General features: G+C 40.3%; 15 protein-coding genes. 13 read left to right on the forward strand and 2 right to left on the reverse strand.

The window, feature by feature from the left end; genetic code table 11:
* Nucleotide 1: 1 nt before the first annotated feature.
* The gene (locus CZ487_RS14255; protein WP_077212966.1) at nt 2–943 is read right to left on the reverse strand and encodes a LysR family transcriptional regulator; all 942 of its coding nucleotides are present in this window, start codon (nt 941–943) and stop codon (nt 2–4) included.
* Nucleotides 944–1,182: 239 nt separating this feature from the next.
* Here CZ487_RS14255 and CZ487_RS14260 point away from each other — a divergent pair, with 239 nt between their 5' ends.
* From CZ487_RS14260 to CZ487_RS27190, 13 genes are all read left to right on the forward strand, one after another.
* Nucleotides 1,183–2,601: an amidase gene (locus CZ487_RS14260; RefSeq protein WP_077212967.1), complete on the forward strand. Its 1,419-nt coding sequence runs from the start codon at nt 1,183–1,185 to the stop codon at nt 2,599–2,601.
* A gap of 23 nt (nt 2,602–2,624) precedes the next feature.
* Nucleotides 2,625–3,605 (forward strand): ABC transporter ATP-binding protein, encoded by a 981-nt coding sequence (locus tag CZ487_RS14265; protein WP_077212968.1) that lies wholly within the window; start codon nt 2,625–2,627, stop codon nt 3,603–3,605.
* 22 nt (nt 3,606–3,627) lie between these two features.
* Entirely contained in the window at nt 3,628–5,223 is a 1,596-nt protein-coding gene (locus CZ487_RS14270) for an ABC transporter substrate-binding protein (protein ID WP_077212969.1), read from the forward strand.
* Between the two features lie 26 nt (nt 5,224–5,249).
* Nucleotides 5,250–6,197, forward strand: a complete 948-nt coding sequence (locus tag CZ487_RS14275) for an ABC transporter permease (RefSeq protein WP_077212970.1) — start codon at nt 5,250–5,252, stop codon at nt 6,195–6,197.
* Nucleotides 6,198–6,210: 13 nt separating this feature from the next.
* Nucleotides 6,211–7,110, forward strand: coding sequence for an ABC transporter permease (locus CZ487_RS14280; protein ID WP_077212971.1), 900 nt, complete (start codon nt 6,211–6,213; stop codon nt 7,108–7,110).
* A gap of 14 nt (nt 7,111–7,124) precedes the next feature.
* A complete protein-coding gene (locus CZ487_RS14285) occupies nt 7,125–8,114 on the forward strand; it encodes an ABC transporter ATP-binding protein (protein ID WP_139339576.1) in 990 nt (329 codons plus the stop codon).
* A 24-nt stretch (nt 8,115–8,138) separates the two neighbouring features.
* Nucleotides 8,139–8,768 carry a cysteine hydrolase family protein gene (locus tag CZ487_RS14290; protein ID WP_161949648.1) on the forward strand — a complete coding sequence of 210 codons (630 nt, stop codon included), beginning with the start codon at nt 8,139–8,141 and terminating at the stop codon, nt 8,766–8,768.
* Between the two features lie 25 nt (nt 8,769–8,793).
* On the forward strand, nt 8,794–8,976 hold the full coding sequence (locus CZ487_RS14295) for a hypothetical protein (RefSeq protein WP_077212974.1): 183 nt from the start codon (nt 8,794–8,796) through the stop codon (nt 8,974–8,976).
* 129 nt (nt 8,977–9,105) lie between these two features.
* Nucleotides 9,106–10,524, forward strand: coding sequence for an Asp-tRNA(Asn)/Glu-tRNA(Gln) amidotransferase GatCAB subunit A (locus tag CZ487_RS14300; RefSeq protein WP_077212975.1), 1,419 nt, complete (start codon nt 9,106–9,108; stop codon nt 10,522–10,524).
* 13 nt (nt 10,525–10,537) lie between these two features.
* Nucleotides 10,538–11,965 (forward strand): DHA2 family efflux MFS transporter permease subunit, encoded by a 1,428-nt coding sequence (locus CZ487_RS14305; protein ID WP_077212976.1) that lies wholly within the window; start codon nt 10,538–10,540, stop codon nt 11,963–11,965.
* 199 nt (nt 11,966–12,164) lie between these two features.
* On the forward strand, nt 12,165–15,326 hold the full coding sequence (locus tag CZ487_RS14310; RefSeq protein ID WP_084783276.1) for an efflux RND transporter permease subunit: 3,162 nt from the start codon (nt 12,165–12,167) through the stop codon (nt 15,324–15,326).
* 257 nt (nt 15,327–15,583) lie between these two features.
* A complete protein-coding gene (locus CZ487_RS14315) occupies nt 15,584–15,988 on the forward strand; it encodes a YkvA family protein (protein ID WP_077212977.1) in 405 nt (134 codons plus the stop codon).
* A gap of 209 nt (nt 15,989–16,197) precedes the next feature.
* Nucleotides 16,198–16,338, forward strand: coding sequence for a hypothetical protein (locus tag CZ487_RS27190; RefSeq protein ID WP_202617838.1), 141 nt, complete (start codon nt 16,198–16,200; stop codon nt 16,336–16,338).
* A 51-nt stretch (nt 16,339–16,389) separates the two neighbouring features.
* Here CZ487_RS27190 and CZ487_RS14320 read toward each other — a convergent pair whose 3' ends face one another.
* Complete coding sequence (locus CZ487_RS14320; RefSeq protein ID WP_077215326.1) at nt 16,390–16,767, reverse strand: hypothetical protein; 378 nt, start codon at nt 16,765–16,767, stop codon at nt 16,390–16,392.
* Nucleotides 16,768–16,780 lie beyond the last annotated feature (13 nt).

Raw genomic sequence — 16,780 nt, forward strand, 5'->3', positions numbered from 1 at the left:
GTTATAGGTCAGCAAGGGCAAATCTTCTTCGAAAAGCATCTAATATGTCATCATTCTCCCGGCTTTTTGAATAAATGATGTGGATATGGCCAAGTGCTGCTTGGTCTCCTAATCTAGTGACCGTAAATGGAAGATTGTCGTTAAGGCTTCTTATATTCCTCTCTATAGAATAACAATTCATTTGATCAATTGACGTATTCGGAATGAAAGACAACGGAAGGATCGCGTATCCTAAACCACAAGAAATCATGCTGATTAAGGCAAACGTATCATTCACTTCTTGAACTTTTTCTGGTAATCTTCCAAATCGGTCTAAAAGAATCTCGATAATGTTACTTCGGAAAGGAATGGAAGAGTCATATAGAAAAAATGGCTCTGATAAAAATGATCCAGTATTAAAAGGGTTTCCCGTTGTAAATTCATTTTTTGGTCCTGCCATCACCAGCTCATCTTTATACAAAGGAAGGTAGACCAGATCATCAAGATAGCTATTTGCTCTAATTATTCCCATGTGCAGTTCATTAAATAACACTAAATCAATAATCATCTCATTGAATTCCACTGTAATATCGTATGTGATACTTGGATCACAGTGTGATAGTAAAGAAGATAGAAGCAATGGTGCCAGCGGTCTAGTGATCCCAATTTTAAATTTTTCATTAGTTAGAGAGGTGCTTAAATCGTATGGCAGAATGTTGTTTTCCTGGTTCACCCCAGCGAATTCCCGTGTCATTCTCAGGGCTTTTATTAAGAAATATCCACCTTCCTTTGTGAGTTCAACCCCTTGTCGACTCCTTTTAAAAAGCTTTGCCCCAATTTCATTTTCCATTTGCTTTAGCTTTGATGTTAGAGCTGGCTGGGTAATATGTAATAAATGTGAAGCTTTCGTGATACTTTTTTCTCTTGCTATCGTAATAAAGCAGTTAATAGAATTTAAATCCATCTTACATACTCCCCTCTAAAATGAAAATGTCACAGAACTTATTTGTAAGAAAACCTACCGAGACTTGCCAAAAACCACATTTATAAGACATATATTGAACAAGTATAAAGGTCCATGTTAAAAAAATCACAATCTTCGTCAGAAAATATTACATATTTTTTTACTATTACCACTTTAGTAAAAAATGCCTTTATAGTTATTACCAAGAAACAAAACAAAATTTTACGAGGAGGAAGACGATGGGAAAATTAATTGGCAATACCATTAAAGATTTAGCAGCCCTTATCCAGAAAAGAGAGATATCTCCAGTTGAACTGGTTGATCAGACTTTGGAGCGAATTGAGGAAACCGAACCATCCATCAATGCTTACATTACCGTTTTAGCTGACGAAGCGAAAGAGGAAGCAAAACAAGCAGAGAAGGAAATCATGGATGGCAATTATCGAGGTGTACTACACGGAATTCCTTATTCCGCAAAAGACTTATATACAACAAAAGGAATCGTAACGACAGCAGGTTCGAAAGTGTTGCGTGATTATATACCAGATTATGATGCCACTGCTATTGAACGATTGCGGAAGGCAGGAGCGATACTAGTTGGGAAGAATAATTTACATGAATTTGCTTATGGAGGAACAAATGAAAATGAATATTTTGGACCTACCGGAAACCCAGTCAACTCAGATTATATCCCAGGAGGGTCTAGTGGAGGATCAGGAGCCTCTGTTGGTGTATCTAGTTCAATCTTTTCCTTAGGTACAGACACAGGCGGTTCCATCCGGATGCCTGCCGCCCTATGCGGAGTCGTTGGGATCAAGCCAACTTATGGACGAGTGAGCCGCTATGGTGTATTGCCGCTTAGTTCTTCATTAGATCATGCTGGTCCATTAACGAAAACAACTTGGGATGCCGCAGCCGTACTTTCCGTTATCGCCGGATTTGACCCCCATGATCCTACTTCTTCAAAAGAAGAAGTTCCGAATTATTTTGAAGCGTTTGATGAAGAAAACCTCTCACTAGAAGGATTAACCATTGGCATTTGTGAGAAGTATTATTTTGAAAATTTAGATCCTGAAGTGGAGAAATCCGTTCGTGATTCAATCGAAGTGTTTAAAAAGATGGGAGCAAATATTGTAGAAATAGACATTCCTTCCATTGTAGAAGCCACTTATTATCAAATGATCATTACCGCCTCTGAAGCATACAGCTATCATGCAGATTTCCTAAAAGAAAAATATGAAGATTACGGGTTAAATGTTCGCACAAGGTTGGAACCCGGTCAATTCACTCCTGCCTGGGCATATATACAAGCACAGCGATTAAGAGAAACGATGCGCAGGGAATGGCTGGAAGTCTATAAAACAATTGATCTACTTATTGCACCGACAACAGCCATTCCTGCATTTCCGATCAATTGTAAAAGTATTAATCTCGGCGGAAAAGATGTAAACCCGAGAGATCTTGGAATTTTATCCCGCACCTCCCCAAGTAATTTCAATGGATTCCCATCCATTTCCGTGCCATGCGGGGTGACAGCAGCAGGTTTGCCGATCGGATTACAAATTCAAGGAAGGCCATTTGAAGAGGGATTAGTATTTAGAGCAGCCAACGCTTATGAACATTCATCCATGTTAGTAGGTACAGAAGAAAATGCGTAATAAAGAGGAGGAGAGGTGGCTTAATGAGCAATGTGTTAGAACTCATAGACTTGGTTACACAGTTCTCAACGAAAAAAGGCATGGTGCCCGCAGTGCGAGGTGTGAATTTATCAGTAAAAAGAGGGAAAACACTGGTGATTCTCGGGGAGTCCGGCTCCGGAAAGAGTGTCACGCTTCGTTCTATCTTACGGATTACCCCACCTGGTGCAAAAATTCTAGGGTCCATTCTATTTAATGAAGAAGAAATTCTGACTAAATCCAATAATGAAATTCAAGCATTGCGTGGAAACCGAATTGCAATGATCTTCCAAGATTCCCTATCCGCCTTTGATCCTCTTTATAAAGTAGGAAAACAAATAGAAGAAACAATCATTTCTCACCAAAAAGTAACTAGAAAACAAGCTAAAGAGCTAGTGATCGACTTATTCCGGAAAGTAGGGATACCGTCTCCGGAAGAACGCGTGAAGGTATATCCTCATGAAATGAGTGGAGGGATGAGGCAGCGGGCTGTTATTTCAATGGCCCTTGCCTGTAAGCCAGAAGTGCTGCTGGCAGATGAACCTACAACGGCGCTCGACGTAACCATACAGGCTCAAATACTTAAGCTTTTCAAACAAATTCAAACAGAATTCGGCATGTCGATCGTACTTGTTACTCATGATATCGGTGTAGCGGCTGAAATGGCAGATGACATTGCCGTCATGTATGCGGGAAAAATTGTCGAGTATGGAGAAGCAAAACAAATTCTCTTTTCTCCTGAACATCCCTATACAAAGGGTCTAATCGCCGCCACACCAAAAAAAGGGCAAAAAGGAGAATTAATTACCATTCCCGGCCAGCCTCCGCTTATTACCAATATGCCAAAAGGTTGTGCGTTTGCAGATCGATGTTCTGATGCTATCTCATCATGCCATTCAGAAAATCCTGAATTAAAAGAGGTGAAACCTAAACAGCATGCCGCTTGTTTTTTAGTAAGACAAAAGAAAGAGATGATAACGATTTGATAGAAAAGAAGGGGGTTTGTATATGACATCTATATTAAAATTAAAAGCTTTTATCCTACTTATGATTACTGCTGTATTCTTAGCAGGATGCAATAATAACAGTTCCTCAAGTACTTCTGATAGTAAAACTCTAGTTATCGCTATGTCCGCATCTAATATCCCGAGCACGGATACAACCCCTACCGAAGGCTATGAAGGCTATCGATTTGTAGGGCATCAACTTTATGACGGACTCGTCAACTGGGATCTAAGCAAAGAAGACACACCTGCAGATGTAACGCCAGGTCTCGCTGAATCTTGGGAAGTATCACCTGATGATCCGACTATTTGGACATTTACACTGCGCCAGGATGTCAAATTCCATGACGGAACACCATTTACAGCAGATGATATCATCTTCAACTTTGATCGAAATAAAAATCCAGATTCAGAATACTACAATGCTAGTGTAGCTGGCGGAGTTTTATCTTACTTAAAGTATATTGAAAGCTATGAGAAGATCGACGACTTTACGATTCAAATTAAAACGACTGAACCATATAGCTTTTTGCCATATGATTTGACTTTTATTAAGATTGCTAGTCCTAAAGCTATCAAAGAACACGGCGAGGATTATGTCAGTCATCCTATTGGGACCGGTCCATTTAAATTCGTTAATATGACTCAGGGACAGGAACTGACTTTAGAAGCAAACCCTTCTTATTGGGGAAACAAACCAAAAATTGATCAGCTCATTTTACGTCCAATGCCAGATTCTTCTGCAAGGCTAGCAGCGCTGCAATCAGGTCAAGTACATTGGGCAGAAATTCCTCCTACTGAATCGATTGGAAAACTCAAAGCTGATGGCTTTCAAGTGCTACTAAATGAATACCCTCATGTATGGCCATATGTTTTGAACACGAAAGAAGGACCATGGAGTGATGAAAGAGTCCGTCAGGCGGCAAATTTCTCCATCGATCGGGAAGCACTATCTAACTCCCTATTAAATGGTGTTGCAAAACCCGCTACACAAGTACTTTACCCAGGTCACCCATGGTTCAATGAAGAAGTCGATCCATACACCTATGACCCTGAGAAAGCAAAGGAATTATTGGCTGAAGCCGGGTATCCTAATGGCTTTGATACCACCTTCATTGTTCCGACAAGTGGATCTGGGAATATGTGGCCGCTACCGATGAATGAATTTATCCAAAAGAACTTTAAGGAAGTGGGAATCAATGTCACGATTGAAGCGATTGAATGGCAAACGTTAATTACCGAATACCGTGCTGGATTCCCTGATGATAAAGAAGTGGGTGCCTATAACATCTCGCTGGCACCAATTGCCCCTTGGACCTTTGATCGTTATTTTGCAACCAGTTCGTTTAAGCCCAATGGGGTTAATATTGGAGAATACTCAAATGCAGAACTTGATGAATGGTTGAAAAAGGCACGTGAATCTTTTGACACCGCTGAAAGAGACAGATATTTAAATGAAGCTGCAGGTATTGTCGCTGAAGAATCTCCATGGATTTACGTGGTTCATGATCTAAATTTAAGGGTTCTTAGTGAAAATGTAGAAGGGTTTGTCCAGCCGCAATCATGGTTTGCTGACTTAACCACCATCAGTCTTGAATAGAAACAAAGAGGAGAGGTGATGATTGAATGTTCCAATTTATCTTAAAAAGATGTCTATTAATGATCCCAACTTTGTTGGGGGTAACAATTATCGTATTTCTCATGCTGCAAATTGTACCAGGAGATCCTGTTAATACTATTCTTCCTGCTGACGCAACGGAGGAAGACCGCTTAAGAGTTGAACAAGAGTTGGGGCTCGATCAGCCCCTCGTTGTTCAATATTTAAGCTGGTTAGGGCGCACGCTTGAAGGAGATTTTGGCAGGTCGATTATTAAGCAGCTGGAAGTAGGAACCTTACTATTTGATGCGATGAAAAATACGTTCATTCTAGCGATTGGAGCTGCTTTTTTCTCCTTTATCTTAAGCTTAATAATCGGGGTATACAGTGCCTATCATCCGAAATCATGGATTGCTTCATTTGGAAATATGATTGGCCTGACCGGTGTAAGTATTCCGAATTTCTGGGCCGCTCTTCTGTTAATTGGTCTATTCTCCGTAATCTTAGGATGGCTCCCCTCTACAGGAATGTCTGGTGTGGGGGGTGGAGGAGGCAGCTTTGATATGCTGAAACATATGATTTTGCCGTCCATTGCTGCAGGCATGACTACACTCGGTGTTATGACGAGAATGATTCGGAGTACTGTGATCGATTTGCTGCAAAAGGATTTTGTGATTACTCTCAAGGCCAAAGGAGCCAGTTCTTACATTATATTGATGCATGTCTTAAAAAACTGCACACCGACGATTCTAACCGTTGCAGGTTTGCAGTTTGGCTATCTAATTGGAGGTTCCGTTCTTGTTGAAACCGTCTTTTCATGGCCGGGTGTCGGACAGTTAATTTATCAGGCGATTAGTCAACGAGACTTCCCGATTATCCAAGCAGGTGTACTGATGGTGTCCATTGTGTTTGTACTGCTGAATTTAATGGTTGATTTATTACATGCTGTCATTGATCCAAGGGTAAGACACGCATAGGAGGGTGATTGATATGATTACTGAAAATACTGGGCAACTATCAAATCCGGTTATTTTGAATAAGGAAGAAAAAGAGGATTCAAGATTCAAAGAGTTTTCTAGGAGATTTTTAAAAAATCGGCCTGCATTCTTGGCTTTAATCCTGTTAGGGATCATTGTTATTTCTACTATAATGGCACCGATTATTGCACCGTATGATCCCTATGAGGGCGAAATTACGAATCGCTTGCAAGTGATTGGAGCCGAGGGCCATATTTTAGGAACTGATGAACAAGGACGCGATATATTATCACGAATTCTATATGGAGGTCAACTTAGTCTACTAGCAGGTATAGTACCAGTTCTGATTGCTGGTTTAATAGGTGGGTCTTTAGGAGTAATGGCAGGTTATTTTGGCGGAATGATCAATACAATCATCATGCGGACACTCGATATCTTTTATGCATTCCCTGCCATTTTACTCGCAATTGGAATTTCAGCCGCTTTAGGGCAAGGTATCGATAACATCATCATTGCGATATCGATTGTCTTTATCCCGCCCGTGGCTCGGATCGCTGAATCTGCCGTAAAGGAGGTGAGGGAAGAAGAATTTATTGAAGCGGCAAGAACGACCGGTGCAAAAAACTTTTCGATTATCCGCTATCACATCCTCATGAATATTTTCAGCAGAGTGTTTGTCTATTGTACGACTCAAATCAGCATCAGCTTAGTGCTTGCTTCTGGCTTAAGTTTCTTAGGATTAGGAGTATCTCCACCAACAGCAGAATGGGGCGTCATGCTGAATAACTTAAAAGAACAGATCTTTATTAACCCTTTAGTGACGGTAATTCCAGGTTTATTTATCTTCATTTCTGCCTTAACGATTAACTTGGTAGCAGACGGCTTTCGAGATGCCCTTGAAATCAAACAATAAGAGAGGTGAAACAAGTGGAAAACATACTAGAAGGAGTCAATATAAGCAAATCATTTCCAATTAAAGGCTTTCTTGGTAAAACAAAAGGGACTGTATCCGCAGTCCACGACGTGTCTTTTTCACTTAAAGAGCAAGCCACCCTTGGTATCGTCGGTGAATCTGGATGCGGGAAGTCAACTCTAGCAAGATTGATCATGCGCTTGATCCAAACTGATGAAGGGAAGGTGAATTATCGGGGAGAAAATATTCTTAACCTTACAGGAAGCAAGCTTCAAGATGTTAGAAAAAAAATCCAAATGGTGTTTCAAAACCCTTATTCCTCTATCAATCCAAAGTTATCCATCATAGACAATGTCGCCTTTTCCCTTTGGGAAAATGGTGTGCCAAAAGAAGAAGCACGAAAAAAAGCACTCTATTATCTTGATGCAGTCGGTCTGCCAAAATCTTATGCCCTCCGCTTTCCTTCTAGTTTAAGCGGAGGACAAAGGCAGCGTGTCGCAATTGCTAGAGCATTAGTGCTAGAACCAGAGATTGTGATTGCAGACGAAGCTGTATCAGCTCTTGATAAATCGGTCCAGGCCCAAGTATTAAAATTGTTTCAAGAGTTGAAAAAAGAATTCTCACTATCGTTGATTTTCATCTCCCATGATTTAAATGTTGTGGAATATATGAGCGATGAAGTAATGGTGATGTACTTAGGAAAAGTAGTTGAAAAAGGGCCGGCTGTACAAATTTATTCCAACCCTCATCATCCGTACACACAAGCGTTATTCAACTCAATCCCTTCCATGGAAGTGGGGGAATCAACATTAAATAATTCTCCAATTAATGGGGAATTGCCTAGCCCAATGAATCCCCCATCAGGCTGCCGTTTTAGGACGCGCTGCCCCCTTGTTACCGAAAAATGCGCAGGGGATTTGCCACCTAATGTAGAGATTAGCCCAGGACATACAGCAGCCTGTGTTCTATATGAAAGGGTAGGAAATGAGAAAGTACTATCTTAATAAAATAATTGGAGGCTGATGAAAATGAAAAACCATTTAGATCCAAAAGAAACTGCCTTAATTCTTGTTGATATCCAAAATGATTTCTGCCATGAGGATGGTATTTGTGCTCAGCGAGGAAGAAATGTGACAGGAGCACAGGCAATTATTCCAAATGTAGAACTTTTAATAGAAAATGCTAATGCATTATCAGTGCCGGTTATCTTTATTCAAATGACACAGACTGAACATACCGTTTCTGATGCATGGTCAAACCGCCCACGGAAAGAAGGATATGCACATCCGTTAGAAGTTTGTAAAAAGAATTCCTGGGGTGCAGATTTTTATAAGGTGGCTCCAATGGAAAATGACATTGTCGTTGAAAAACATCGTTATAGTGCTTTTATTGAGACTGAATTGAACATGATACTAAAAAATTTGAAATGTAAATCTCTTATCGTGACAGGTGTGGCTACCAATGTTTGTGTCGAGTCGACGGCACGGGACGGATTTATGCTTGATTACAATGTCACAGTTGTAAAGGATGCCAGCGCCGGTTATGTGGAGGAGCTGTATCACGCAACCTTCCAAAACATAGAAAATAACTTTGGGCTTGCACTTGAAACAAATGAAATCATTAGTTACTGGGTAAAGCAATTGAAAAAAATTGGTTAAAAAACATTTTAGAGGAGGAAACAAAATGAGCAAGGTGTTATTCGAATCGATGAGCGTTGAACTAAACGGCCGAACATTAGATCATGTTATGGAAGAAGCTATTTCCATTTATATGAAAGATTTCATGCCTGTCCTTAACGGCCTTCGCAATATGTCAAAGGAATTTCCATTGTCCCTTGAACCAGCTCCTGTCTACTCGCCTGAATAAATACTTAACCACAGGACTGTCCCATGATCTAATATCTTCATGGGACAGGACCTCCCTAAAAGACTAGAAAAACTTCATAACGCAACTCGTACAGAACCAATTTGATTAAAAATAAGGAGGTACTTATCAATGGAACAAAATGATCAAATATTTACAATAAGCGGCTTGGCTAGACAAATAAAAGATAAAGAAGTGTCCCCGGTAGAACTGTTGAACACTTTGCTGGAACGAGTGAAAAAATATGAAGGGAAGTTAAACACTTTTATCACCGTTATGTCGGACATCGCCAAGAAACAAGCATTAAAAGCGGAAAATGAAATTATGTCTGGCTTGTACAAAGGGCCGCTGCACGGAATTCCAATATCGATCAAAGATATAATATCTTTCGCACAGATCCCACTCACAAACGGGTCGAGAGTTCAACCTGATTATATTCCTTCCACCCACGCAACCGTTACGGAAAAACTACTTAAATCTGGAGCTGTTATTCTAGGAAAAGCCCATTTACATGAATTTGCCTATAAAGAACCGCATCCTTATTATCAATGGACCAAAAACCCATGGGATTTAAACCGTGTTCCAGGGGGTTCAAGTTCTGGTTCAGGAGCAGCCGTCCAAGCGGGCCTTGTGCTAGGGTCAATTGGTTCTGATACAGGGGGTTCAATTCGATTTCCAGCAAGCTTTTGCGGGGTGGTAGGCTTAAAACCAACTTATGGCAGAGTAAGCCGCTATGGGGTAACCCCGCTCTCTTGGTCACTTGACCATATTGGTCCATTAACAAGAACCTGTGAAGACGCTGCTATTATTCTTGCAAGTATAGCAGGATACGATGAAAAGGATCGTGCTTCTTTCCCAAGATCAGACTGGGATTTAAAGGAGTTTAAAAAATTAGATGATTTAAAAGGAAAGAAAATCGGTGTTCCTGAATCCTTTATTTTTGAAAACTTAGGAAAGGATACGGAAAGAGCATTTCGGTCAGCCATTACAACTCTTGCTGAAGCAGGAGCAACTTTGATTCCAATCGAATTAAAGGGAATGAAAGAACTTCAATTTGCGCAAACAGCCATTCTAATCTCAGAAGCTTACAGCTATCATATGAACCATTTAGAAAGTCATTCAGAAGGGTATAATCCCCGTTTGCGTCAGTCGTTTGAAGTCGGTCAATTTTATTCTGCAGCTGATTACATTCAAGCTCAGCGCTGCCGCAAGCAGATGAAGGAAAAATTCTACGAGATCTTTGAGAATGTCGACTGCATTGTAACACCTACAGCTCCAGATGTAGCGCAGAAAATTGAAGAATACGAGAAGGAAACATCATTTACAAGAGGAAAATTCACGTATATGGCCAATATTCTAGGATTACCCGCACTCTCGATTCCATGCGGCTTTTCAAAAGAAAACATGCCAATTGGATTACAAATTATCGGACCTTCCTGCCATGAAGGAGAGGTATTGTCAATCGGATCGGTATTTGAACAAATGAACAATTACCATAAAGTGATGCCAGATACATCATTATGGGAGGAACCTGCCGAATTTTTAACGTAAGAAGGAGAGGAAAATGAATGATCATCCGCCTGCAGCACCCATAAATAAATATGGTGTCTTACTTGCTATGCTATTGGGTTCGTTCTCCGTCATCCTAAATAATAGCATGATGAATGTGTCGATTCCATTTTTTATGGAGGAATTCGGGCTTAAAACAGTAGAAGCACAGAATATTATTCTCGGATTTATGATTCCGATGATGATCACGATATCGTTATCCGCTTATCTATCAGATGTATACGGTAAGAAATTGGTTTATTTAATTGGAATGGCCTTATTCTTAAGCGGTTCACTTTTCGGAACGTTAGCTTGGGACTTTCAAACTCTAATCATGGCTAGGGCGATCCAAGGTATCGGAGGCGGGATAGTGATGCCGCTAAGTATCGTGATTCTCTTTTCATATTTTGAAAAAAATGAAAGAGGTTTTGCGACAGGACTTTGGGGAGTTGCTGTGATGGTGGCACCCGCGATAGGTCCAACAATTGGTGGACTTCTATTAGTCAATAATTCGTGGGAAATGTTATTTTCGATCAATATCCCAAGCGGTTTATTTTGCATAGCTGCCACACTTTACTTTATTAAAGAAAAAGTGATTAGGAAAAAGCTAAAATTTGATTATATCGGTTTTATTGCCATATCAATTGGAGTAATTTTGCTAACTGTTGGAATAAACCGACTTCCAAATGGGGGATTAGAACAAGGCGGCATGAATGCAGCCTTGATCATCTTAGGTTTATTGGGAATCTTCTATTTTGTTTGGACGGAACTACATACATCCGTTCCTTTAATTGATATTCGTGTTTTTAAAAATCCAGTCTTCGCGATAAGCACGATGCTCGTCGCAGTCAATACCGCTTGTTTGTTCAGCGGCATGCTCCTAATTCCGCTGCTGCTGCAAGATGTATTGAAATTTAATGCACTGACCTCTGGTTTGGTTTTATTACCCCAAGGAATTATGATGGGGGTGGCGATGACGATTAGCGGAAGAATTGTAGATAGACAAGGAACCAATTTAATTATCCCGGTCGGTTTTATGATTGTAACTGCAGCCACCTTTACAATTGGTGTTTTTATAGGTGAAAGCAGTTTTTTTCTCTTAATGCTTCTCCTTGTCTTTAGGGGAATTGGCATTGGATTTATTAATACACCGGCTACAACAGCTGGTTTAAACGCTCTTCCTCATGTTCAAATATCACGGGCGATGAGCATCAATAATGTGGTAAGGCAATTAACTGGGGCACTAACTGTAACGATTTTCTCCATGTTTTATGAGACAAGGAGAACGATTTATATGGAAGAAATGCCCCAGCAAGAAGCAGGGATCATGGCGATTCAACATTCCTTCCTATTAATGGGAGTGATCGTTCTTCTATTTTCCCCGATGCTGTTAAAATTAAATTCCTCCACACGATCACTAAAGAGGGAGAAAAGTTTTACATGACAATGAATAGGGCCTAATCCCGGTAAGCTGGGGTTAGGCCCTTGTTATTGACGTTGCAAAAATATCTATTTCCAAACTCTCGCTTCCAAAAATGGGTCTTTTTGGGGATAGAAAAGAATCTACTGTTTGTTATTTTTAAAAGATACTATTTTCGTTTACAATTGTTGGAACAGCGTTTGACGTCGAAAGGAGCAAGGGTATGAACATCAGTCAGTTTTCAATCCGGAGGCCCATTTTTACTATAGTAACCATGTTGCTTGTCCTGATACTGGGGGCAGTATCGCTTTTTAATATTCCACTCAAGCTGATTCCGGATATCAATCCTCCGGTTGGTGTGGTTGTCACCAATTATCAAGGCGCGGGTCCTGAAGAAGTAGTTGAAAAAGTGACCAAACCGCTTGAAGCCAGTCTCGCAACACTTCCGGGTTTGAAAACGATGACCTCTACCTCTCAAGAAGGAGCCAATTTGATTTTACTGGAGTTTTCTTGGACCACCGATATTGATGAAATTCAGGATGATGTCATCCAAAGACTAGACACAGCAGTCATGCCTAACGATGCAGATCGGCCGAGGTTTTTAAAATTTGATCCAGCTCAATTTCCAATCATTCAACTGACTTTGAGTACCAGCGGAGCGGAAGATGAGCTTAAGAATTTAGCAAAAGAACTCGAACTGCAGCTTAGCAAAGTTGACGGAGTTGCTAGTGTTAATCTGTCTGGAACATCTGTCAAGGAAGTTAGAGTTGAACTCGATCAGGACATGCTTATGGAGTATGGGTTGACTCAATCTGATATTGTCCAAATAATCCGTTCTAACGATATCTCAATGCCAGGAGACACGATTTTAACAGACGGAAAAGAATTGACAACCAGAATTATTAGTACGATCGATACGTTAGATACATTAAAAAACCTTACCGTAACCATCGATCCTTTAACGGGTCTGAAGGTCAAACTTCATGAGATAGGAGAAGTTAACCTCCAAGAAGAGGATGACCGCACGATTACGAGGACGAATGGAGAGCCGTCCGTTCTTCTGAGCGTTCTGCAGCAATCTGATGCGAATACCGCGGTGGTTTCAAAAGAGTTTAAGAAGGAACTGGATGAGCTGTTAACACGAGACAAATATAAAGAAATCCAATCCGAAATTATGTTCGATCAAGGTGATTTTATAAAAATTGCTATCGGTAATATCTCGAACTCCCTTATTATCGGGGGCATCTTTGCGATGGGAGTGTTATTCTTTTTTCTAAGGAATGTGAAAAGTCCCCTTATTATCGGTATCTCGATTCCTTATTCAGTTATTTTTACATTTGTACTGATGTATTTTGCTGATTTCACATTAAATATTATGACACTTGGCGGACTAGCCCTCGGAATTGGAATGCTAGTAGATAATGCGATTGTTGTGATTGAAAATATTTATCGGCATCTGGCAATGGGGAAAGATTCCAAGGAGGCTGCCCGTGATGGAGCGAGAGAAGTGGGTGCTGCTATTACGGCTTCGACGCTTACGACGGTTGCCGTTTTTCTTCCGGTTGTCTTCATCACCGGAATTATCGGAGAGCTTTTCACAGAATTTGCGATGACCATTTCGTTTAGTTTGATTGCTTCACTAATTGTGGCGCTGACTGTTGTGCCAATGCTCGCCAGTATGATGCTGACATCGCCAAAGACGAATATAGAAATCAAAAGGCAGCAGTCGGGGATGATGACGCTGCTTGACCGAATGGTGAGGTGGGCACTTCTTCACAGACTTACTGTGATTCTATTTACGCTCGTTATTCTTGGTGGCAGCGTATACGGGATGACAACAGTTGGAATGCAATTTCTTCCTGCATCAGATGAAGGATTTTTTAGCATAAGAGTGAAGCTCGAGAATGGAGCGGCATTGACCGAAACCGAGAAAGTGCTGACTGCATTAGAAGCTGAATTGAAACATGAAGATGATGTTGATGCCTATGTTAGTTTGATCGGCACAACACAGGAAGCATCCTTCCGCGGCACCAAAAGTGCCAATGTAGCAGAACTGTATGTCAAGATGAAGGGACAAGGTGACCGAGGCAAATCCACTTTCGCATTTGTTGACCAAGAAAAAAAGAATTTGGAAAAGGCCGCACAAAGTGTTAATGAAACTGCAAAATTGAAGTTCAATTTGCAGTCAACATCCGGGTCGACCCCACATACGCTTACGTTTAGCGTAAGGGATTATAATGAGGAACGTTTAAATGAGTCAGTAGATAAAGTATATAATAAGTTACAAAACCTTGAAAATGTCAATGAATTATCGACTGACGTGAAGAAAACTGTAGAAGAAGTAAGTATGACTGTTGATCGAGATAAAGCCCTGGCATATGGACTGCAACCAGCACATATTGCACTGGTTGTGAACGACGTGACGCGTGGAACGATGGCTACGAGAATGATCACTGAGAGCGGTGATGTTATGGGAGTCCACGTTGAGTACGATAATAAAGTGACACAGGACTTGGAACAGTTAAAAAACCTGTTGATAAAAACACCAGATGGCAGCTATATACCGCTTTCAAGTGTTGCTAATATTGAAAGAGGAAATGGCCCAGTCAGTATACAGCGAATAAATCAGCAGGATGCGGTTAAATTTACATTAAAATACACATCGACTACGAATCTTGGTGCCATGTCTAAACAGGTGGACCAAGCGATAGCAGATTTGAATTTATCAGAAGATACCGAGGTTGTTTTCAGCGGTGATCGAGAGTTGCTGGAATCTTCCATGGACGAGCTGATCCTTGCGCTTGGGTTAGCTGTTGTATTTGTTTATTTAGTGATGGCTGCTCAGTTCGAATCACTGAAATATCCGTTTGTCATCATGTTTACTGTACCATTGATGGTGATAGGAGTTGCCGGAGCATTGGTTATAACAGGAACTCCCATATCATTGACAGTGGTAATTGGCTTAATTGTCCTTGCAGGTATTGTGGTAAATAACGCGATTGTCATAGTGGATTACATTAATCAGAAAAAGCAAAGCGGCATGATTGGATGTGAAGCAATTGTGGTTGCTGTTAAGGATCGAGTAAGACCGATAATGATGACTGCGCTGACCACGATTTTAGGACTGATTCCGCTAGCATTGGGGATCGGGGAAGGTACGGAAATCAATCAGCCAATGGCTTTATCCGTTATCGGCGGTTTGATCAGCAGCACATTTCTTACTTTATTTGTTATCCCGGTAGTATACTCCCTGTTCGATAATGAAACGCGGAAGCTAAGTGCTGTTGATGTCGTTCATGCCACTGACCAAAAGCCTACGACGTCGAATGGAGTGAATTTTTATAAGCGAAGGCTGAAAGATAAAGATGAGCTGCCAGAACGTTAAGAGTCAAACCTACAAATTTAAAGGGGTTCTTATACGCAAAAACTTGTTAATAAGTGGAAGATAAGTCCTATAAAAACTCTTTATCAAACAAAATATGGATTAATTTGGAACATTACGTTGTAAAAATTTTTTTATAGCGCTAAATCTGGTTAAAAATAGAAAAAGTATACTTAAAAACTAATTTTGAGAAAAAAGTTATCCAAAAACTAGGAAATCAATGTCCAAAACATAAAGAGTACAAGTTGGAGGAATACGGTATGAACGATTCTAAAGAATACGAACAAGGCTATAAAAAATATGAATCAAAAGCTATCGAGTATATGGAAGATAAAGAAAAGGCTGAAGGTTTATTAAAAAATGCGATTAGTAAGGCAAATGAGAAAAAAGGTAAGCTCGGGGAAGCATGGGAGAAGCTGCAGTTATTGTTTGAAGTACTCCGTGCTTGGATCAAAGGAGAGTACAAGGAAATCCCCAAAGGTTCAATTATCATGATTATCGCTACAATCATCTATTTTATCTCTCCCGTAGACCTTGTTCCTGACTTTATCGCGGGACTGGGTTTAATCGATGATGCAGCAGTCATTGGCTTTGCGATCAAGCAAATTTCTAATGATCTTGAGAAATTTAAGATTTGGAAAAATAATCATAAAATCGAAGAATAAGAAGTGTTATGAGATTTGTTTAAAAACCTAGTCCGCATTGGGCTAGGTTTTCGTACGTGCCCGCACCCGGAGTCCAACTGTATGAACATAATTCATCAACACCACCAAATGATATCTCCAGTTTTTAAAAACATCGTTGTAATATTCCTTAGTATTTTCTCTTGTATTTGTACAATATAAAAACATCTTAACAAGAGGAGGGGATATGGATGGATGAGCTATGTTTTTACTGTGATAACAGCATTGAGGACAAGTATTACCACGGGGTGTTTGTTATGCAAAATGAACATGTAGAGAAACCCTTATGTAAAGATTGTTATCAGGACTGGCTCGAAGGAATTAAAGAGTAATGAGTCTTAGTATAGAAAGAAGGGCATTGCCCTTCTCAATTTTGTACTTCTTCACTGTTTGTACTCTGCATTATACGAATTTTCCCCAGAATGGACGGATAATAAGGTATCAGCATACCCTACCAAACGGTTAACTATCTCATCAGCTATGGCATAAACCAAGTGGTGATGTTCAGGTTTGTGCAGAGCTGGATCATCCAGGATAATCGTTGTATTAATAAAAATTTCCCGAGTATCTAACAGATTGTAATGAATGATGGTTTTACCTGCTGCCCCGCCTGTTATCGGGTCATGAAAGGTAGGCAGAAATACATACCATTCTTCAGCTGAAGGAGAACGGAAATTTTTTGTAAAAGAAAGCCCGCTAATTTCACGCTGAATTTGCTCTTTTTGTTTGTCACTCAACACTTCAATGATGTCATCTTCCATATACATTTTACAC

It is taken from the genome of Robertmurraya dakarensis, from assembly GCF_900156875.1.
GTDB classification, from domain to species: Bacteria; Bacillota; Bacilli; order Bacillales; family Cytobacillaceae; genus Robertmurraya; species Robertmurraya dakarensis.